Source organism: Pseudoalteromonas sp. OF5H-5 (assembly GCF_021530695.1).
Lineage (GTDB): Bacteria > Pseudomonadota > Gammaproteobacteria > Enterobacterales > Alteromonadaceae > Pseudoalteromonas.
Genome location: NZ_JAKGBF010000001.1, coordinates 543,856 through 562,628 on the forward strand (window position 1 = coordinate 543,856; position 18,773 = coordinate 562,628).

Here is an 18,773-nt window from a genome sequence, read left to right on the forward strand (position 1 = left end):
CCCATCTGGCATGCTTGTCTATTATTCTAAACTGCCCTACATATTGGTTATTACACAAAAACGACGCTAATCAATTCACTACCATGTTTATTTGGTTGGCAATAATAAAATCAGCAGGCAAGTATGAAAAAATTAAGAGATGACAGTCAGTGTATTCACGGACCCAATCATTTTGACGACCCACATGGGGCGTTAACCGCTCCTTTGTATCAAACCTCAACATTCCACTTTAAAGACGCAGCGCAAGGAGCCGCACGGTTTGCCGGTGAAGAGCCCGGCTATATCTATACTCGCTTAGGCAACCCTACGACGCGAGAGCTAGAAGAAAAAGTAGCTCGACTTGAGGGAATGGAAGATGCTGCGGCGACCGCCACTGGTATGGGGGCTGTGTCTGCATCGGTGCTGAGCTTTTTGCAGCAAGGCGACCATATGATTGCATCAAGCGCATTATATGGCTGTAGCTTCGCACTATTTGCGCATATGTTGCCTAAATTCGGTATTGAGGTGTCATTTGTAGACTTAACCGATGAGCACGCGTTACGTGATGCGGTACAGGAAAATACAAAACTATTGTTTGCCGAAACGCCGATCAACCCCAACATGACGGTATTAGATCTGACAATGTTAGGAGAGATCGCTAAACAGTACGAGCTCTTGTTTGTCGTTGACAATACCTTTATGACACCGCTTTTACAAAAGCCTGTGAATTATGGTGCTGATCTTATTGTGCACAGCGCAACCAAGTATCTAAATGGTCATGGGGATGTGGTAGCAGGGCTCGTGTGCGGTTCAAAAGAGCACATAGAACTTATCAAATTAACCGTGTTAAAAGACATTGGCGCTACAATCAGTCCGCATGATGCTTGGTTAATCAATCGAGGGTTGAAAACCTTAGCTTTGCGTGTACAACGCCACTGTCAAAGCGCACAAACGGTAGCAGAGTTCCTAGAAGCGCACCCTAAAGTAAATAAAGTCTACTACCCTGGTTTACCTTCGCATCCTGGTTACCAATTTCTTGGTGAACAAATGAAAGGGGCTGGTGGGGTAATTGCTTTTGAAATCAACGGCTCGCTAGAGCAGGGTGAACAATTTATCAATGCGACTGAGCTGTGTACGTTAGCGGTAAGTCTAGGTGATCCGGAAACGCTCATTCAACATCCGGCATCAATGACACACTCTCCTTATACACAAGAGGAAAGGTTAGCTGCGGGAATTTCTGATGGACTAATTCGGATTTCAGTGGGGCTTGAAGACGTAGAAGACATTATTGACGATCTTAAGCAGGCGTTTGATAAAATATCGCTGTAAGTTAATTTTTACAAAGGGGCTGGATTTAGCCCCTTTTTATTATGTGTGTAATTTTAGTTTTACAGGTGTGTATTTTATAGTTTACGAAAATGCTTGTTGTGCGAAATGTGATAAACGTGCGCACTATTAAACTTTCCTTCACTTTTACTTAGTATCAAAGTCACAAGTTGAAGCGCTCCGAACCATCAACAGGACGGCAATTGAAATTGCAAGATCATAAACTCGGGGTGAAGTAAGTGAGAATGTAAAATGGCTAAAGCAAGTAAATATGTATCTAAGCAGCCAGATGAAAATGGCGTTATTGCTTGGACAGATGAAGAGAACCAAATTTGGTCAGAGTTAGTTGCACGTCAGCTAGCGTGTATCGAAGGCAAAGCCTGTGATGAATATTTGGCGGGCCTTGAGAAAATTAACTTACCAAAAGACCGCATTCCACAACTAAGTGAATTAAACGAAGCACTAGCGAAAGAAACGGGTTGGCAGGTAGCACCAGTGCCGGCACTGATTGATTTTGATGAGTTCTTTCGATTACTTGCCAACAAACAGTTTCCTGTAGCGACCTTTATTCGCTCCAGAGAAGAATTTGATTACTTGCAAGAACCAGATATCTTCCATGAGATTTTTGGCCACTGTGCAATGCTAACAAACCCAGCATTCGCTGAGTTTACACACAAGTATGGTCAGCTAGGCTATGCCGCTGAGAAGAAAGATCGCGTATACCTTGCACGCTTATACTGGTTTACCGTCGAGTTCGGTTTAATGCAAACTGAGCAAGGTCTACGTATCTATGGTGGCGGTGTGCTGTCAAGCCCAGGTGAGACTCAATATGTTTACTCTGACAAACCAGAAATTAATCCGCTTAAAGTGTTAGATGTGTTACGTACACCTTATCGCATCGACATTATGCAACCTGTTTACTATACAATTAACTCAATCAACGACTTATTTGAGATCTCTAAAATGGATATCATGTCGCAGGTTGAACAAGCAAAAGAGCTAGGGTTATTTGAACCTAAGTTTCCGCCAAAAGAAAAACTAGCAAGTTAAGGAATTATCAATGTCTGATTTAAGTGCACAAAAATGTGAAGCGTGTCGTGCGGATGCGCCTAAAGTATCAGATGAAGAACTAGCGGTTCTGATCAAACAGATCCCTGATTGGGTACCTGAAGTACGCAATGGTATTATGCAGCTTGAGCGTGTTTACAAGTTTAAAAACTTTAAACATGCAATTGCGTTCACAAACAAGGTGGGCGATATGGCTGAAGAAGAAGGCCATCACCCAGGTTTACTTACCGAATGGGGTAAAGTGACGGTAACGTGGTGGAGCCACTCTATCAAAGGTCTTCATAAAAACGATTTTATTTGTGCCGCTAAAACTGACGAAGTATTCGCAGCGCAGTAGGTCGACATTTATGTCGACAAATATCGACAACCCCATGTCATATTTCGACCTACAAAATAAAAACGGCGCTAAACAAGCGCCGTTTTTATTCATCATTTAGGATAAAAGCCAAGAAAACGTTCGTCTTTTCATTTTCCAAGCAAATACAACTAGCGTTAGCAGACATAGATTAATCTATTTTTATCCCACCCTCAGGCTACGTAAACGTAGGGCTAATTATGCCATTAGTCCACAAGATAGCGGTTGCAGCAAGAATGATGACTAACAGCACTAGGCCACAAGTCACAACCGAGCTGGCATAAATAAACCCACGCTCCTCAGGAATATGCATAAGAATAGGCACGCCCGTATAAAGCAGGTAAACGGAGTACGCCAGTGCAACCATCCCAACCGATACGACAAACCAAAGCTCAGGATAAAATGCCGCAAAAGCCGACATAAACATTGGTGTTGCCGTGTAAGCCGATAACTCTAGAGTCTGTGTATAGGTCGGTGTTGAGCCAAAAGTGATGGCCATCCAGTGGGCGAGATACGCCAGAATAAAGACGCCTGCAATTAATGCGCAGTACATTGCAACACCAATTAATATTGCCGACTCATGAGTTAAATAGACAGCATCCCCAGTACCAACACTCCAGCCTAAGTAGACTGAAGAATAATACCCCATAATGCTTGGGATCAGCGCAACAAGTGCAATATGTGACAAACTGTAAAACATACTTTCGTGACGGTTATCAATTGTTTGCCACTCTTCGTGCGGGTGAGCATATAAGCCCCATAGATGATTAAAGATCATAGTTAGCCCCTCAAATATAGGTTTGTACTATTTTTGTACAATTCAATTAAGTTATGAGAGATGAGTTAATTTTTGTCAAGAAAATGTAGTTGAATAGCAATATTACTATTTTCAGAATGATCTAAAACTTCTTGGGGAATAGCCTAGTGGTGCACCTTGTAGCGAGAAGTTATGATAAAATGGCGCAAACACATTAGTCTTTTGTTGTTATGTTAGAAAAGTACACAGATTTACTTGCGCCTATTAACCAATTTTTAGGCTGTGAAACCCCGCAAGCTTGGATTGAAAAAGCAAAACAAAGCGAGCACTTACCATTGTTGCTTATCGATCATATGCATTGTGAGTTAAAAGCGGCACAAAGCGCGGCCTTCTTAATTCGTAAATATGCAATAGATGATGCGTCTGCAAAAACATTGTTAAGTTGGTTGCAACCTTACGAAGATTTTATTTATCGCAGTGTTGGTGATGGCGAGTTTTCAGGCAGTAAAAATGAATTGATTGGTGAGCTAACTGCACGACCTGAATATGCTTACAATCAAGATATTTTGAGTAAGATGGTGAGGCTTATCAAAGAAGAGCTACATCACTTCGAACAGGTGCTAGAAATCATAAGGGCACGTGATATTCCTGTTGATTACGTACAAGCATCTCGCTATGCGTCTGGAATGATTAAACACATTCGCACTTATGAACCCGCAGCTCTGGTTGATAAACTGATCATTGGTGCCTACATTGAGGCTCGTTCATGTGAGCGTTTCGCTAAACTTGCGCCACACTTAGATCAAGAAATTGCTAAGTTTTATGTGTCGCTATTGCGTTCTGAAGCCAGACATTACCAAGACTATATTGATTTGGCGCATCAAGTGGCCAACGCAACCGATCCTAAGCGCTGTGACGTAGCTGGGCGCATTCAACTATTTCAGCAAGTGGAAAACGAGCTTATCCGCTCACCGGACCTTGATTTCAAGTTCCACTCAGGTGCGCCTATTTAAGCACTAAATTTATTCAAAAGGGTGGCAAAGGAGCTGCTGTTTGCCACCGTCATCAACGACGATATATGAACTTTGTGAATACCAATCGCCAAGCACAGTGCGTACCTTACCGCCTTGGTATGTGTGCACCTTTGGTCTGTGGGTGTGGCCGTGGATCATATTGTCTACGCCATGTTTTGCGAACATGTCTGCCACTGCTTCTTCGGTGACATCTAGAATCTCGAGGGGCTTGCCTTTTTGGTTTTCAATGCTCTTACGTCTTGCATTTGCAGCGACTCTGCGACGATACCAAAGTGGCATAGCAAGCATCAGTCTTGGCCACCACCAACCGCGGCTCTTCTTACGAAACTTTTGATAGGCTTCGTCTTGTGTACACATCTCGTCGCCGTGCAAAATCACCGTTGGTGTGCCGTATAGATCTATCACCGCTTGTTCAGGTAGCAAAGTCATTTGGCATTCGTCAGCAAAGGCTTGTTTGATTAAAAAATCACGGTTACCGTGAATAAAAAAGACTTTAATGCCAAGGTGACTCAAGCTTCGCAGTTTTTGTGCAATACTTAGGGCGTAGGGGTCTTTTTCATCGTCTCCAATCCACACTTCAAAAAAATCACCCAGAATATATAAAGCGTCGACATCGGCGGTCATATGATGGTCGAGAAAAGCGAAAAATGCGTCGGTGATATCAGTGCGGTGCTCGGTTAAATGCAAGTCGGCGATAAAATAGGTTTTACCCATGGGACCTCAAAACTAATAAGGCCAGCATAAATACTGGCCTTGAATAAAAAGTAGGATATTACTCAGCAACGTATGCTTTTTCGATGATCACATCTTCAAGCGGTACGTCTTGGTGGAAACCAGAAGAACCAGTAGCAACACCTTTAATCTTATTTACCACATCCATGCCTTCAACAACTTCACCGAATACACAGTAACCCCAACCTTGCGATGTTTCGCTTGAGAAGTTAAGGAAGTCATTGTCGTTAACATTGATAAAAAATTGTGCAGTTGCAGAGTGTGGATCTGGCGTACGTGCCATTGCTAGAGTACCCACTTTGTTTGCAACACCGTTGTTTGCTTCGTTTTTGATCGGTGCTTCAACTGGCTTTTGCTCCATACCCGATGCGAATCCGCCACCTTGAACCATAAAGCCGTCGATTACACGGTGGAAAATAGTACCGTTATAAAACTCGCTGTTTACGTAGTTTAGGAAGTTAGCTACCGTTTCAGGCGCTTTGTCAGCGAAAAGATTAATACGGATTTCGCCGTGATTTGTTTCTAAAACAACCATGTTAGTGTCCATCGTGTTGAATGATAAAACCCTATTTTATATCAACTGGGCTTTTGTGAAAAAGCATTCCTTAAAAATCAGCGTAAAAAATCAAAAAACTGCCGTAATTTGTTATTAAAATCTAGAGGCGCTGCTATGCAGGTGGTATGATTAAAAGCACTTTTGTTAAAAAATGAACCGTACTTAGGAAGAAAACTACATGTTGCAGATTTTCAACACACTCACTCGCCAAAAAGCCCCTTTTAAACCGCTCAAAGAAGGCAAGGTTGATATGTACGTGTGTGGTATCACTATCTATGATTTCTGTCATGTAGGACACGCACGCACTTACGTTTCATTTGACGTAATGAACCGTTATTTACGTTATTTAGGTTATGACGTCACGTATGTGCGTAATATTACTGACGTGGATGACAAAATCATTAAACGCGCCGCGGAAAACAAAGAGTCGATTAATGATCTAACCGTTCGCATGACCAAAGCCATGCATGAAGACTTTACTGCGTTGAATATGCTACCTGCGGATATTGAGCCGACGGTAACAGGGCATATGGATGAAATCATCGAGATGATCGCGCGCTTGATTGAAAAAGGCCATGCTTACGTTGCGAAGGATGGGGATGTATTGTTTGATGTCTCAACGTTTGAGCAATATGGTCAGTTATCTCAGCAGGATTTAGAAATGCTACAAGCGGGCGCACGCGTTGAGGTAGCACAAGACAAAGATGATCCACTCGACTTTGTATTGTGGAAGAAAGCCAAAGCGGGTGAGCCTGCGTGGCAATCTCCGTGGGGCGAAGGTCGTCCGGGTTGGCACATTGAATGTAGCGCAATGAGTTCAAAGCATTTGGGTGAATTTTTTGATATTCACGGTGGGGGTTCAGATTTGCAATTCCCGCACCATGAAAACGAGATTGCCCAATCTTGCTGCGCAAATAATGGCCGTTATGTGAACACCTGGATCCACACCGGCATGGTACAAGTTAACAAAGAGAAAATGTCTAAGTCTCTTGGCAATTTCTTTACCGTACGTGAAGTGCTAAAAGCTTTTGATAGAGAAACAGTACGCTATTTCTTGATCAATGGTCATTATCGTAGCCAGCTAAACTATTCACAAGAAAACCTTGAACAAGCACGTTCGTCGCTTGAGCGTATTTACACTGCGCTACGTGGCGTTGAGCTGGTGGAAGTCGAGCTTAAAGGTAATGTTTACGCTGAACGTTTTGAGACAGCAATGAACGACGACTTTAACACGCCAGAAGCACTGCCAGTGATTTTTGAATTATCAAAAGAAGTGAATCGCTTAAAAGAGAGTGACGCAGAAGCTGCAGGTGAGCATGCATTTATTCTTGTGAAACTCGCGGAAGTCTTAGGTATTGCGCAACAAGACCCTGAATCTTTCTTACAAGGTGAACAAGACGACGACGAAGTAGCGCAAATCGAAGCATTGATTGAAAAGCGCCGCAGCGCTCGCGAAAATAAAGATTGGGCTGCAGCGGATGAAGCGCGTGATGCGCTAACTGCCTTAGGCGTTGTGTTAGAAGATAGCGCGGGCAAAACAACTTGGCGTAAAGCTTAACCTTCTTGGTACCAACACGATACGCAAATAAAAATGCCTTCACATCAATCGGTGTGAAGGCATTTTTATTTATAACACTACTATTATTTTTAAGGCGTTAATGTCGCCTTAAACTCAGGCGCTTTGCGTGCATTAGTCAACTGCTCGAAAGCATAGGCAAGCTTGATTAATTTCGCTTCGCTATAAGCCTCAGCGAAGAAAGAAATACCCAGCGGTAGCTCATGATGAAAACCCATCGGTACTGTAATGCTTGGATATCCTGCAATCGCGGCAGGAGATGACGAGGAAGCGGAGAAATTATCACCGTTAATGATATCGATACTCCAAGCTGGGGTATTCGTTGGTGCGATAAATGCGTCAAGGCGATGTTCTTGTATTATTTTATCAATGCCTTGTTGGCGGGCAAATTTTTTAACCAAAGCTTGGGCTTCTTGATATCGGTGTTCTGTGATATCGCCTTTCTTTGCTGCTTCCTCTATCAAATATTGATCAAAGTACTTAATGGTGGAGGGATGTTGCTGGTTGAATTGGATGAGCTGGTTTAGGTTTTTTACTTTTACCTGCTCTGGTGTCTTGGCAAGGTAAGCATTGAGATCATGTTTAAAGTCATAGAGCAAAATATCCAATTCGGCGGAGCCTAAAGCTTCCAGCTCAGGTAAGTCTAACCCTTCAATTATTTCTGCGCCATTTGCTTTCATGGTTGCAACGGCTTTTGCAAATACCGCTTGAACTGCTGGTGGAAACTGACCTAGATGACTGGTGATAGCAATTCGTTTGCCTTTGAAACTGGCTGCATTTAAGCCTTGGGTAAAATCAATCGGCTGTTTTGCATCGCTAACGATAGCATTGAGCAATAAGGCGGCGCCCATCACCGACTTTGCCATAGGGCCAGCGCTATCTTGGCTATGACTAATAGGAATAATGCCTTCACCAGAAACCAAACCGACAGTCGGTTTAATACCTACAACGCCATTATGTGCTGAAGGACAAACAATAGAACCGTCAGTTTCCGTACCAATGGCGAGCAGTGCAAGACCTGCGGAGACGGCAACAGCAGAGCCGGAACTTGAGCCACATGGTGTTCTGTCTAACACATACGGGTTTTTGGTTTGACCACCGAGCGTGCTGTAGCCGCTCGAGCTGAAACTTGATTTAAAGTTTGCCCATTCACTTAAATTGGCTTTGCCAAGGATGATAGCGCCGGCTTGTTCTAACTGGATGATAAGCGGTGCAGCTTGGGTTTTGACGTTGTGTTGCAGGGCGAGCGCGCCTGCGGTTGTTGCCATTGGCGCCCTGGTGTCGATATTATCTTTAACAATAACTGGCAGGCCATGAAGTGGCCCTCGGTATTTTCCCGCGCGTAGTTCGGCATCAAGCTTTTTAGCGTCTTGTAAAGCGTTGGGATTGAGCGTGATCACGGCATTGAGCATAGGGCCACTGTCGTCAAGTTGTGAAATCCTTTTTAAATAAAACTCAGTGAGTTGCGTTGCTGATAAAGTTCGATTTTGTATTTTGGTTTGTGCTTCGAGCGTGGTAAGGTCCGCAAGCGATTGACTATAAGCTGGCAACGCAAGCGCGAGACAAGTGGTTAAAGCGAGTAGGGATTTTTTCATGACGTATTTTACCAATCCGCAGTAGTATTGTTGTTATTTATTTGTCCTTTATTTAGTCACGAGCCCTGTAAAAGGTCAAGCGAGTAGCCTGAACAAAGCATGATTTAGGCGTCTTTAAAACTTGTATTTTTGCTGCTAGCCACACACACTTAACTTCACGAGATAACAAAAAATATAACCATGATAAAAGCACCAATAGATATAGACGTAGATATTCCGTGGCTTGACCAAAAGCTATTTTCATTAGGTAAATTTTCATTAGAGGTGGGAGAAGCACTCTCATTTATCGCGGTGATCGTTGCGACTTTGGTGATCTCCAAGATCCTACGACTAGCATTTAATCGTCTCGCGTCAAGACAAGGGGTGATCCAGCATACCTCAGCCTATGTGATAGGCAGGATCATTCACTACATCGTGTTATTTATTGGTCTTATTATTGCGCTGACGGCGTTAGGAATAGAGATCACTGAATTAGCGCTTGTTGCCAGTGCGCTCGGCGTTGGGATTGGCTTAGGCCTACAAGGTCTGGTGAATAACTTTGTCTCAGGTCTGGTGTTACTGCTAGAGAAAACCGTCAAAGTCGGGGACTTTGTGGAGCTGACCAACGGGGTGGTGGGGGAAGTGATAGCCATTCACATGCGCTCAACTTGGATCCGTACAAATGACAACGTCGACCTGCTTATTCCTAACTCGGAAATGGTGTCAAATACAATTACCAATTGGACAATGTCAGATAAATATCGTCGTTTCCGTATTCCTTTTTCGGTGGCCTACGGCAGCGACAAAGAGAAGGTGAAGCGTGCCGCATTGGAAGCGGCCAAAAATGTCCAATATACCTTGAATACGCCGGGGCGAGAAGCAACAGTATGGATGACAGGGTTTGGTGATAGTAGCTTGAATTTCACGCTAGGAGTTTGGGTGCAACCTGAGCAGGTAAAGCGGCCAACGGCGCTGGTTTCTGATTACCTCTGGGCTATCGATGATGCCTTTCGCAAATATCAAATCGAGATCCCGTTTCCACAGCGCGATCTTCATTTACGCAGTGGCTTTTCTATGGAAAAGCCTGATGAAAACTGAGGGTAGAATAACGGCTAGGGTGCTAGCCGTTCGTGAGTTTACTCACTGAATGATTTTAACCACTCGTTGCGGGAATGGAATTTCGATTTCCGCATTTTTAATCGCGGCAAACACCGCTTTATTCACTTCTAATTTAGTTTCGATAAGTGAAGTCGTAGGCACCCAGTAGCGGTAACTCAATATCACTGCACTGTCGGCAAATTCCTCAATCCCCACCTGCGGCTTAGGGTCTTGACTGACCTTAGCATTATCAGCGAGTACTTGATTGATAAGCGTTAATGCACTTTGATAATCAGCATCATAAGCTATTCCTATTTCACCTTTAACCAGAGAGTTTGCAAATGAGTTATGGAGAATTTCTCCCACCACATGTTTATTCGGGATAGTGATCTCTACTTTGTCTTCGTTGATGAGCGTGGTATGTCCAAGCTCAATCATTTTAACTTGGCCGTTAACCCCTTTGATGCTGATGGTATCGCCAATCACAAATGGGCGGGTAGCAATGATGGCAAGCCCTGCGCCATAGTTTGCCAGCATACCTTGCAGCGCAAGACCAGCACCTAAAGACGCGGCACCGATGGCGGCAACAAATGGTGTAATACTGATGCCAACCTTGCCAAGAGAAATAATCACAAACATGGCAATGATAAGCACTTTGATCACATTGCCAATAAAGTTGGTTAAAGCAGGATCGATATTGTGTTTTAGCATCAAGTTTTCAGTCGCTTTAGACAGCTTTCTTGATAACCACAAACCGAGAAGGAAGATGAATATCGCAGCGAGCAATTGGAAACTGTACGTCACCAGATACTCTCGAATAATGTTGTAATAGTGTTCTATTTGCTCGATTTCTTGATTGATCACAGTCGTATCCCGAGTTATTAAATTAGAGTAGCCAACCAATGATAAAACAAAGGCACCCAAAGTGCAGTTATCATGGCGGTAATTGTCATCGCCGCTGAAGCAAAAGCGCCAGCCATGGGGTGATGCTCTATCGCTGCGGCTGTGCCTATCGCATGGCAAGCAACACCAAGCGCAGTGCCTTTCGCTTGCATATGGTCAACTTTACACCAGTGCAAGATATGTAGCCCAAACACGCCACCAAATACACCAATTAGTATCACCATAATCGCTGCAATAGCGGGGATCCCCCCGAGATAATCACTAATGAGTAGAGTGATTGGTGTTGTAACCGACAGGGCCGCCATTGAAGCTGAGAGCTGTGGATCGGCTGCGAAAAACTGGCAAATAAGAAAAGCGCTTAACGTAGACAGTGAAACACCCAACCAACTGGTTAAGCACAATGCAAAAAATACCGGTTTAATTTGGTGAAATTGTTTATACAAAGGGTAAGCGAGTGCAACGACCGCTGGCTCTAACAAGTAATGAATTGGTAGCGTTGCTTGTTGATATACCTTGTAGTCGAATTTCGTGAACAGTAGAAATGCCGAAATGGCCAGAATGCAGATCAGTACAGGGTTCAATATCGGTAAGGAGATGCGCTGATATAGTTTGCGTGCACTAAAAAATAACAGCACAGTGAGCGCTGACGCCATAATCATATTAATCACGAAACTTGATGCTCTTAACGATAGGGCTTAACAATACAAGACTTATTGTTGGCACACCAACTAGCAATAACAGCAGCATAAGCCAGTGGGATTGAAACAAACTGAGATGCTCTACCAAGCCCACTCCCGCTGGAATAAAAAACAGCGCCATGTATTTTAAGATGGGCTCTGCTGCGGGGGCTAACCATTCTACTTTAATGATTTTTGTGGCGAGGAGTATGACAAGAAACACCATGCCAAGTAGGGCGGCTGGGATCTGTAAAGCACTAAGCTGAATTATCCATTTAGCGCTGAAGAGGCACGCCAAAATGATGGCAAAGCCTAGTGCAAATAGTAATATCAACTTCGCTCTGTGTACCATTAAATGTAAATCCTCAGCACTGCAATGGCGCTAACATGTATGATGCCTAATTGTACGCTCTCGTATTGCGATGACTATTATACTTTGGGCAAACAAGCATTCAACCTAGCGTTACCACTTCATGCGAGGCAAAAATGGCTTTTTATTATCATCTGCTACAGAGGCATTCTTCATTGCAATTTTGGTATTTTTAGCGGCGAGCAATTTAATTTGTGACCACGTTTCTAACCACAATAGTTTACGTGCGGGCTGGTTGTAGGCTCGATTATACACTTTCTTAATTGCTGCAATGGCATCTGGCGAGCGTGCGCTAAATTGAGAGAGTAACTCTGAGAGTCTAGCGTCAACATCATCACAGATCTCGGTAATGAGACCGTCCTTTAGTGCTTGCTGGGCGTCTATTCGCTGTGCATGGACTGTCATTAGCAATGCCTTATCCTTGTTCATTGTGGCAGGCAAAAGTAAGCTGCCGCCCATGTCAGGGCAAAGTCCCCATTTGGCTTCCATAATGGCAAACTGCGCACTGCTGTCGGCTAAACGAATATCTGCACCTAATGCAATATGACAGCCTCCGCCTAAACAATTGCCTGTGATCTTGGCGATGACAGGAACTGGCAAAGTTTGCCAGCCGAGTACGACTCTTTGTACTAAGTTAGCATTGCCAGGTAACCACTTTTTAAGTAGCTTGATGATCCCAGAAGGTTTATTCAGCACGCTTTTTACATCTAGGCCAGCACAAAAATGTGCGCCTTCACCTTGGAGAACGACAGCCCTAATTGATTTGCTTTTTCTAATTTTCTTTATCGCATTATCTAAACCAACAAACATGTCAACAGACAGCGCGTTTTGTTTTTCTGGTCGAGATAAGGTCACAAATGCGATGTTGTTCGCTTCGGAAAATGAAATCATGATGAGATGCTCCCTGCGGGTTTTATGCGATAGTTTTAGAGTAATAACTCAAAAGCGGTGTGACATTCAACTTTTACCGATAATTTGTTCGTCATTTAGCGTTATTTTCTGTTTGATTATCGCGACTAAGTATTTATGTTTTACCTCATTTTGCTATCATTGCGCCAACTTTAAAACAACAGGCTAGCGTCCATGACAGCGAGACTTTGTAGCATCGAAGAAGCCACTCACCAAGCATATGATATCTTCCTTGAGTTGGCCCCGGATAATCTTGAAGAACACGATATTAATATGTTCAACGAACATCGCGAAGATCGTGGCTTTATTGAAGAAAGTGAGCCGGACGAGAGTTGGTCGAGCATCACTGCGTATGAACAAGAAGCAGAACCAGAGCACTTCGTTCAGGTTTTGGTCGGTATCGAGTTTGATGACTCGGATCAGGTGTACGCAAAAATCTTGATTAGCAGAGATTTAGATGCGCCGTTTTGTCATATCATTTGGAAGCAATAACCGGAAAGTAGTTGTCAGTGCCGTTTTTTAGAACTTTCGCCTTATTTGCAATTGGCTTGGTTTCGCTACCAAGCTTAGCTACGGATCCATTCGAAGATTTTCACGAATATGGCAAAATGCCCGATGACGAAATTCATCAAAAACACAAGGGCGAAATGCTGTACGGCGACGTTGAATTTGGCTTTATCGTTAACAAAGGTAATACGCAAAACACGTCATTTAAGTTTAAAAGTAACCTTTACCAAGATTTCCCCAAGTGGCGTAATCAATTTAAATTTAATGGCCTTTATCGCCGCGAGCAAAATACAGAAACAGACGTCGAAGATGTCTCAGCGTCGCGCTATTTTGGCTCTGCGCAAGGTAACTATAAGCTAGGGGACGATAACGCCTCGTTCTTTATGTACGGTGACTATGAGCGTGACAGGTTTAATGGCAAGGAATATACCACGACATTTGCGCTCGGTTATGGCAATCGTGTGTATGAGGGACGAAAGAACACGGTAGATGTCGACATCGGTCCCGGTATGTCTATCTCTCGTGTGGATAACGAAATCGAGCTTGAGCCGGAAGAAGATAGAACGGAGCAAGGCCAGCTTTTGCGTATGGCATTGCAGTGGGAAAGAAACGTTTCAAAGCGTACCCGCTTTAATCAAGACGTCAGTTTTGAGCAATCGCTGTCAGGTTTAAACTCCCGATTGTTTGCTGAGTCTGCGCTAGTCACACAAGTGATTGGCGGGATTGCGCTGAAGTTTGCGTTTATTTACCGTTATAATTCGCAGCCAGAAAATGAAAAAGAAAAGGTAGACACCGAACTTGGTGCTACATTAGTTTACAGCTTTGATTAAGAAGACTATCGATGTATAAAAATACACAGTTTGCATGGGTTATATGGCTGTTTCTAGCCTTTATCGCCAGTTTTACCATATTGGCAATTTTCCTAGCTGGTAGCAATCTCGCCTTTGTTGGCTTTTTGGTGATCCTCGCGCTTGTTGCGTTTATTTTTTACGGCTTAACCATTCAAGTGAACCAAGAGCAACAAACGTTAAGCTGGTGGTTTGGACCGTCGGTGGCCAAAATGACCTTAAAGTTTGACGATATTGATTATGTTCAGCCTGTGACTAATTCTCTACGCCATGGTATTGGCATGCGGATCAGCACAGACGGTTGGGTATACACAGTTGCTGGATTCAAGGCACTCGAAGTGGTGATGAAGGATGGCACTAAATATCGCTTAGGTACCAATGACCAAGCCAACTTGGTTACGGCAATGGAAAGTAAACTTAAACAAGAAAAAAGCGCTGAATGATCAGCGCTTTCTATTAGTAATTCGACTAATCTTAGTGGTCGTGACCACAACCGCCTTCGCCATGAACATGGCCGTGGGCAACTTCTTCAGCTGTAGCTTCACGTACTTCAAGCACTTCAACGTCAAAATTCAGTGTGATCCCAGAAAGCGGGTGGTTCGCGTCAACAATGACTTCTTCGTCTTCGATACCAATGATCACAACGATTTGGTCGCCTTCATCAGTGGTAGCTCTAAATTGCATACCCACTTCGATTTCCATGTCTTCAAACATTGATTTAGGAACAGCTTGAGTCAGTTCGTCAAAGCGCTCACCATAACCTTCTTGTGGCTCTATGGTCACACTGAAAGTGTCACCAGCTTGTTTGCCTTGTAGGGCATCATCAAGACCTGGGATCAGATAGCCTGAGCCAAGCATCGCTATCACAGGCTCATCATCAAATGTGCTATCAATCGTGTTGTTGTCTTTGTCTTGAACTGAGTAGTGGATTGTCACTACCGAGTTAGGGCCAATAATCATATAAGATCCCGTTAGTTGTCTTCTAAAGAATAAGGTAGAGGTTGAATAGTAAGACTCACCTCTGGTGAATTTTTTGCTCTTAGCACCGCGTCTAGTGGTGTGTCATTTGGCATCACAGCTAGCGCATAATAACGGCCGCTGCTAGCATCAAAGGTTTGTTGAATAACCTTGCCACCACGACGCCAGTTGTCTTCAATCTGCAGTTCAATGTCTGCCTCTTCGATGCGCTCTGCCGTATTACCTGTCACTATGTACATGGCACGTTTGTTTTTACCAAGATAGCGCATACGAGCTACGGTTTCTTGACCAGTATAGCAACCTTTCTTAAAGCTGATCCCGTTAAGGGCTTGAAGGTTAACCATTTGTGGTACAAATTCGTCCACGTGTTCTGCATCAAGGCTTGGCTCTCCTGCTAAAATGCTGGCCGCAATAAACGGTGCTGGATTGCTTTGTTGTTCCACGTCCGCTGGTAAATCTGCGCCTTCGAACGCGATGAAAACAAAGCGCTCGTCTGCGAGTTTTAGCAGCTTGCCGTTGGCAACATCAATAGCGCTTGCGTCAGACGAAAGCTCAACGCCAAAGGCAGTAGCAAGCGCTTTACTGTCTTGAGTCATTAAGCCAAAGACTTCGCAGTCAGCAAAGTCAATGTCAACTTTGGCAAAAACGCCGTACTTTTTTAGCTCACGAAGTGATGCTTCAGCTTCGGCTACACCAGCAAGCATTAAGTAGTCGTCTTGATAGCGAGTTAAGCGCGACACAGACCAAAGTTTGCCTTTAGGGCTACAATGCCCAGACCACATAAAATTATCTTCTTTGATAAGGTTAATGTCTTGAGTAACCTGACCGTGCAAATAGCTAAGTTTATCTTGTCCTGAAATGCGAATAACCTTGAACGGAAGCGCATAAGCACGAGCAATTGACATAATGTTGATCCCTATTAAAGTGTTTTCGTAATGTTACCGTAAAATCATAAGTGGAGATAGGGACGGACGATTTCAATGTGCCATTTCTATAAGTTTTATGGCATATGTCCTGCACAGTGGGTATAATTTTCTCAATAGTTTATGAGGGGTTAATCAGTTTATGGTTGAGTTACTGCCTAAAGCTCGAGTTAAATGGGCTTGCCGTCGTGGCATGTTAGAGCTGGACGTTATTTTAGAGCCGTTTGTTGAGCAGGCTTATGACGCGCTATCCGACGAAGGTAAGTACGTGTTTCAGCGTCTAGTTACCTGTGAGGATCCAGATTTATTTGCTTGGTTTATGGGTCATGAAGAATGTCCAGATCCAGAGCTAAAACGCATGGTTAAGTTAATCCTTGATCGGATCCGCGTATAGAATCGACTTTCAACACAATCTTCAGAACCACACCTTCTTTGTGGTTCTTTTTTCTTGCCTCACTTTTATCCTTTTTCTGCTGTTTCCAGCGCTGTGGTGGTTAGTCGCAATCGTATTTGCCGTGACGGGTTATTGCAGTTGGCAAACTGTTCTATCTCGTACACCAAAGGCGGGTACTGTACTCTTGATCCCGAAGGAAAACTTCATTGAAATACAGTCGAAAACGATAAATTTCAAAGGGCAGCTTATTGGTGCGACCATATGGTTTGATAGTCAAATAGCGCTAAAAATCATGGATGCGAACCAAGCTAAGCAGCAGATATTTTTGACTCGACGGGCAATACCAGAAGCGGACTGGCGTTTACTTTGTCGCACCGTACTGCAAGCCAATTAGAAAAAGCAACGAGAGCATGGCGATAAAAATCAGCACATACTCTACATGCAAATATTATTATTTTGTCGGTGACAAAACGGTCGGTGTGGAGTTTTCAGCCATGTCAGGGAAGTCAATGGTGTAGTGCAGTCCGCGACTTTCTTTACGTTCTAACGCGCTGCGAATAATAAGTTCAGCTACTTGTACTAAGTTACGTAATTCGAGCAGGTTGTTACTCACTCTAAAGTTGGCGTAATAATCGTGGATCTCTTGCTGCAATAACTCAACGCGGCGTAGCGCACGTTCTAACCGTTTAGTTGAGCGAACAATGCCAACATAATCCCACATAAACAATCTAAGTTCATGCCAGTTGTGGGTGATAACTACTTCTTCATCCGAGTCGCTGACACGGCTTTCGTCCCAATCTGGTAACTTAGATGGCTCAGGACGATTATCGATTTTAGCTAAAATATCTTTTGCGGCAGCGTGGGCAAACACAATGCATTCTAACAACGAGTTACTCGCCATGCGGTTTGCGCCGTGTAGACCTGTGTAAGCCACTTCGCCAATTGCATATAAATTGTCGATGTCAGTACGACCGTTAAAGTCAGTCATAACACCACCGCAAGTATAATGCGCCGCTGGCACTACGGGGATTGGCTCTTTGGTGATATCTAAACCAACACTTAAGCACTTAGCATAAATCGTAGGGAAGTGCTCAATGATGAACTCTTTGTCTTTATGTGAGATATCCAGATAGACGCAATTTGCACCCAATCGCTTCATCTCATAGTCAATGGCACGGGCGACTACATCGCGAGGGGCAAGTTCTTCGCGTTCATCGAAGTCAGGCATAAAGCGTGTGCCGTCAGGACGTTTAAGCAGCGCGCCTTCACCGCGCATGGCTTCGGTTATTAAAAAGTTTTGTAGCTCAGGGTGGTATAAGCTGGTCGGGTGAAATTGGTTAAACTCCATGTTGGCTACACGGCAACCCGCACGCCACGCCATTGCGATGCCGTCACCTGAAGAAACATCTGGATTTGAGGTATACAAGTAAACTTTACTTGCGCCACCCGTTGCTAAAGCGACAAACTTAGCCGAGATGCTCTCAACTCTATCTGCTTTGCGATTGTAGACGTAAACACCTTTAATATCGCTTGAGTCACCATATTTATCTTTAATGAGATCGATGGCGTTGTATTGCTCTAATATATTAATTTTTGGGTGTAACTGTACTTGGCTAATTAATGTGGTTTGAACGGCTTTACCCGTTGCATCAGCTGCGTGCAATATACGACGATGTGAATGCCCACCTTCGCGGGTTAAATGAAAGCGCTCTTTCCCTTTGCTATCCACTTCCATATCAAATGGTACGCCTTGCTCAATCAGCCACTTCAAGCAATTTTTTGCATTTGAGGCGGTATAGTGCACCGCATCGCGGTCACATAAGCCAGCGCCTGCCGCAAGTGTGTCTTCGACATGTGATTCGATACTGTCATTTTTCTTATCGAATACTGCGGCAATGCCACCTTGAGCATAAAGTGTGGAGCCTTCTTTTAACGCCCCTTTGCTTATCACGGTAACTTTACAGTGGTTTGCTAAAGAGAGCGCAAGAGAGAGTCCAGCAGCGCCACTGCCAATAATGACTACATCAGTATTGTGGTGAGTCGTATTTTTCATATTCGAAGATCTTTACTGTTTTTGCGTTTAATTCTGCTATTTATACCACATCTGCTATCATAGAAGGCAGAGAGTTTGTTCCGTTTAATGAGAATCATTTAGAACATTTTGTGTGACTGCTAATGGAATAATGCTAAAAAGCAGCCAAGAAACTAG

General features: G+C 43.7%; 22 protein-coding genes. 11 read left to right on the forward strand and 11 right to left on the reverse strand.

What is annotated here, in order from left to right; translation table 11 throughout:
* Nucleotides 1-123 precede the first annotated feature (123 nt).
* From L1271_RS02505 to L1271_RS02515, 3 genes are all read left to right on the forward strand, one after another.
* Entirely contained in the window at nt 124-1,308 is a 1,185-nt protein-coding gene (locus tag L1271_RS02505; RefSeq protein WP_235366673.1) for a trans-sulfuration enzyme family protein, read from the forward strand.
* Between the two features lie 249 nt (nt 1,309-1,557).
* Nucleotides 1,558-2,355 (forward strand): phenylalanine 4-monooxygenase, encoded by a 798-nt coding sequence (gene phhA / locus L1271_RS02510; RefSeq protein WP_010371198.1) that lies wholly within the window; start codon nt 1,558-1,560, stop codon nt 2,353-2,355.
* A gap of 10 nt (nt 2,356-2,365) precedes the next feature.
* Nucleotides 2,366-2,710 carry a 4a-hydroxytetrahydrobiopterin dehydratase gene (locus L1271_RS02515; protein WP_235366674.1) on the forward strand — a complete coding sequence of 115 codons (345 nt, stop codon included), beginning with the start codon at nt 2,366-2,368 and terminating at the stop codon, nt 2,708-2,710.
* Nucleotides 2,711-2,906: 196 nt separating this feature from the next.
* On the opposite strand, the gene L1271_RS02520 is transcribed toward L1271_RS02515, so the two are convergent.
* On the reverse strand, nt 2,907-3,506 hold the full coding sequence (locus tag L1271_RS02520; protein WP_010606742.1) for a Yip1 family protein: 600 nt from the start codon (nt 3,504-3,506) through the stop codon (nt 2,907-2,909).
* Nucleotides 3,507-3,715: 209 nt separating this feature from the next.
* Between L1271_RS02520 and miaE the strand changes: the two genes are divergently transcribed.
* Entirely contained in the window at nt 3,716-4,498 is a 783-nt protein-coding gene (gene miaE / locus L1271_RS02525; protein WP_235366675.1) for a tRNA isopentenyl-2-thiomethyl-A-37 hydroxylase MiaE, read from the forward strand.
* Between the two features lie 9 nt (nt 4,499-4,507).
* Here miaE and L1271_RS02530 read toward each other — a convergent pair whose 3' ends face one another.
* Together L1271_RS02530 and L1271_RS02535 are read right to left on the reverse strand one after the other, a co-directional pair.
* On the reverse strand, nt 4,508-5,233 hold the full coding sequence (locus tag L1271_RS02530) for a UDP-2,3-diacylglucosamine diphosphatase (protein WP_235366676.1): 726 nt from the start codon (nt 5,231-5,233) through the stop codon (nt 4,508-4,510).
* A gap of 58 nt (nt 5,234-5,291) precedes the next feature.
* The gene (locus tag L1271_RS02535; protein WP_010371206.1) at nt 5,292-5,786 is read right to left on the reverse strand and encodes a peptidylprolyl isomerase; all 495 of its coding nucleotides are present in this window, start codon (nt 5,784-5,786) and stop codon (nt 5,292-5,294) included.
* Nucleotides 5,787-5,985: 199 nt separating this feature from the next.
* Between L1271_RS02535 and cysS the strand changes: the two genes are divergently transcribed.
* Nucleotides 5,986-7,365, forward strand: a complete 1,380-nt coding sequence (gene cysS, locus L1271_RS02540; RefSeq protein WP_102057128.1) for a cysteine--tRNA ligase — start codon at nt 5,986-5,988, stop codon at nt 7,363-7,365.
* 89 nt (nt 7,366-7,454) lie between these two features.
* Here the strand turns inward: cysS and L1271_RS02545 are convergent, their stop codons facing one another.
* Nucleotides 7,455-8,978, reverse strand: a complete 1,524-nt coding sequence (locus L1271_RS02545; protein ID WP_102057127.1) for an amidase — start codon at nt 8,976-8,978, stop codon at nt 7,455-7,457.
* 180 nt (nt 8,979-9,158) lie between these two features.
* Here L1271_RS02545 and L1271_RS02550 point away from each other — a divergent pair, with 180 nt between their 5' ends.
* Nucleotides 9,159-10,055: a mechanosensitive ion channel family protein gene (locus L1271_RS02550; RefSeq protein WP_069018601.1), complete on the forward strand. Its 897-nt coding sequence runs from the start codon at nt 9,159-9,161 to the stop codon at nt 10,053-10,055.
* Between the two features lie 42 nt (nt 10,056-10,097).
* On the opposite strand, the gene L1271_RS02555 is transcribed toward L1271_RS02550, so the two are convergent.
* The 4 genes from L1271_RS02555 to L1271_RS02570 form a co-directional block, all read right to left on the reverse strand.
* Nucleotides 10,098-10,919, reverse strand: coding sequence for a mechanosensitive ion channel family protein (locus L1271_RS02555; RefSeq protein WP_069018686.1), 822 nt, complete (start codon nt 10,917-10,919; stop codon nt 10,098-10,100).
* 17 nt (nt 10,920-10,936) lie between these two features.
* Entirely contained in the window at nt 10,937-11,617 is a 681-nt protein-coding gene (locus L1271_RS02560; RefSeq protein WP_211200811.1) for an LrgB family protein, read from the reverse strand.
* A gap of 1 nt (nt 11,618) precedes the next feature.
* Nucleotides 11,619-11,987: a CidA/LrgA family protein gene (locus L1271_RS02565; RefSeq protein WP_235366677.1), complete on the reverse strand. Its 369-nt coding sequence runs from the start codon at nt 11,985-11,987 to the stop codon at nt 11,619-11,621.
* A gap of 111 nt (nt 11,988-12,098) precedes the next feature.
* On the reverse strand, nt 12,099-12,896 hold the full coding sequence (locus L1271_RS02570) for a crotonase/enoyl-CoA hydratase family protein (protein WP_102057124.1): 798 nt from the start codon (nt 12,894-12,896) through the stop codon (nt 12,099-12,101).
* Between the two features lie 192 nt (nt 12,897-13,088).
* Between L1271_RS02570 and L1271_RS02575 the strand changes: the two genes are divergently transcribed.
* Genes L1271_RS02575 through L1271_RS02585 form a run of 3 tightly spaced genes read left to right on the forward strand, consistent with a single transcriptional unit; the run spans nt 13,089 to nt 14,712 of the window.
* Nucleotides 13,089-13,406, forward strand: a complete 318-nt coding sequence (locus tag L1271_RS02575; RefSeq protein ID WP_010371248.1) for a DUF440 family protein — start codon at nt 13,089-13,091, stop codon at nt 13,404-13,406.
* 17 nt (nt 13,407-13,423) lie between these two features.
* On the forward strand, nt 13,424-14,251 hold the full coding sequence (locus L1271_RS02580; RefSeq protein WP_102057122.1) for a DUF481 domain-containing protein: 828 nt from the start codon (nt 13,424-13,426) through the stop codon (nt 14,249-14,251).
* A gap of 11 nt (nt 14,252-14,262) precedes the next feature.
* Nucleotides 14,263-14,712 carry a hypothetical protein gene (locus L1271_RS02585; protein WP_010606754.1) on the forward strand — a complete coding sequence of 150 codons (450 nt, stop codon included), beginning with the start codon at nt 14,263-14,265 and terminating at the stop codon, nt 14,710-14,712.
* Between the two features lie 31 nt (nt 14,713-14,743).
* Here the strand turns inward: L1271_RS02585 and L1271_RS02590 are convergent, their stop codons facing one another.
* Nucleotides 14,744-15,229, reverse strand: a complete 486-nt coding sequence (locus L1271_RS02590) for an FKBP-type peptidyl-prolyl cis-trans isomerase (protein WP_010371256.1) — start codon at nt 15,227-15,229, stop codon at nt 14,744-14,746.
* A gap of 11 nt (nt 15,230-15,240) precedes the next feature.
* The gene (gene ygfZ, locus L1271_RS02595) at nt 15,241-16,152 is read right to left on the reverse strand and encodes a tRNA-modifying protein YgfZ (protein WP_235366678.1); all 912 of its coding nucleotides are present in this window, start codon (nt 16,150-16,152) and stop codon (nt 15,241-15,243) included.
* 160 nt (nt 16,153-16,312) lie between these two features.
* Here ygfZ and L1271_RS02600 point away from each other — a divergent pair, with 160 nt between their 5' ends.
* Together L1271_RS02600 and L1271_RS02605 are read left to right on the forward strand one after the other, a co-directional pair.
* Complete coding sequence (locus L1271_RS02600; protein WP_010371260.1) at nt 16,313-16,564, forward strand: FAD assembly factor SdhE; 252 nt, start codon at nt 16,313-16,315, stop codon at nt 16,562-16,564.
* A gap of 40 nt (nt 16,565-16,604) precedes the next feature.
* Nucleotides 16,605-16,958 (forward strand): protein YgfX, encoded by a 354-nt coding sequence (locus L1271_RS02605; RefSeq protein WP_323054427.1) that lies wholly within the window; start codon nt 16,605-16,607, stop codon nt 16,956-16,958.
* 57 nt (nt 16,959-17,015) lie between these two features.
* Here L1271_RS02605 and nadB read toward each other — a convergent pair whose 3' ends face one another.
* Nucleotides 17,016-18,617, reverse strand: coding sequence for an L-aspartate oxidase (gene nadB, locus L1271_RS02610; protein WP_102057120.1), 1,602 nt, complete (start codon nt 18,615-18,617; stop codon nt 17,016-17,018).
* Between the last annotated feature and the right edge of the window lie 156 nt (nt 18,618-18,773).

Coding starts and splice junctions, on each gene's coding strand:
- L1271_RS02505 (WP_235366673.1), top strand. CDS start 124: ATGAAAAAATTAAGAGATGACAGTCAGTGTATTCACGGACCCAATCAT.
- phhA (WP_010371198.1), top strand. CDS start 1,558: ATGGCTAAAGCAAGTAAATATGTATCTAAGCAGCCAGATGAAAATGGC.
- L1271_RS02515 (WP_235366674.1), top strand. CDS start 2,366: ATGTCTGATTTAAGTGCACAAAAATGTGAAGCGTGTCGTGCGGATGCG.
- L1271_RS02520 (WP_010606742.1), bottom strand. CDS start 3,506: ATGATCTTTAATCATCTATGGGGCTTATATGCTCACCCGCACGAAGAG.
- miaE (WP_235366675.1), top strand. CDS start 3,716: ATGTTAGAAAAGTACACAGATTTACTTGCGCCTATTAACCAATTTTTA.
- L1271_RS02530 (WP_235366676.1), bottom strand. CDS start 5,233: ATGGGTAAAACCTATTTTATCGCCGACTTGCATTTAACCGAGCACCGC.
- L1271_RS02535 (WP_010371206.1), bottom strand. CDS start 5,786: ATGGTTGTTTTAGAAACAAATCACGGCGAAATCCGTATTAATCTTTTC.
- cysS (WP_102057128.1), top strand. CDS start 5,986: ATGTTGCAGATTTTCAACACACTCACTCGCCAAAAAGCCCCTTTTAAA.
- L1271_RS02545 (WP_102057127.1), bottom strand. CDS start 8,978: ATGAAAAAATCCCTACTCGCTTTAACCACTTGTCTCGCGCTTGCGTTG.
- L1271_RS02550 (WP_069018601.1), top strand. CDS start 9,159: ATGATAAAAGCACCAATAGATATAGACGTAGATATTCCGTGGCTTGAC.
- L1271_RS02560 (WP_211200811.1), bottom strand. CDS start 11,617: ATGATTATGGCGTCAGCGCTCACTGTGCTGTTATTTTTTAGTGCACGC.
- L1271_RS02565 (WP_235366677.1), bottom strand. CDS start 11,987: ATGGTACACAGAGCGAAGTTGATATTACTATTTGCACTAGGCTTTGCC.
- L1271_RS02570 (WP_102057124.1), bottom strand. CDS start 12,896: ATGATTTCATTTTCCGAAGCGAACAACATCGCATTTGTGACCTTATCT.
- L1271_RS02575 (WP_010371248.1), top strand. CDS start 13,089: ATGACAGCGAGACTTTGTAGCATCGAAGAAGCCACTCACCAAGCATAT.
- L1271_RS02585 (WP_010606754.1), top strand. CDS start 14,263: ATGTATAAAAATACACAGTTTGCATGGGTTATATGGCTGTTTCTAGCC.
- L1271_RS02590 (WP_010371256.1), bottom strand. CDS start 15,229: ATGATTATTGGCCCTAACTCGGTAGTGACAATCCACTACTCAGTTCAA.
- ygfZ (WP_235366678.1), bottom strand. CDS start 16,152: ATGTCAATTGCTCGTGCTTATGCGCTTCCGTTCAAGGTTATTCGCATT.
- L1271_RS02600 (WP_010371260.1), top strand. CDS start 16,313: ATGGTTGAGTTACTGCCTAAAGCTCGAGTTAAATGGGCTTGCCGTCGT.
- nadB (WP_102057120.1), bottom strand. CDS start 18,617: ATGAAAAATACGACTCACCACAATACTGATGTAGTCATTATTGGCAGT.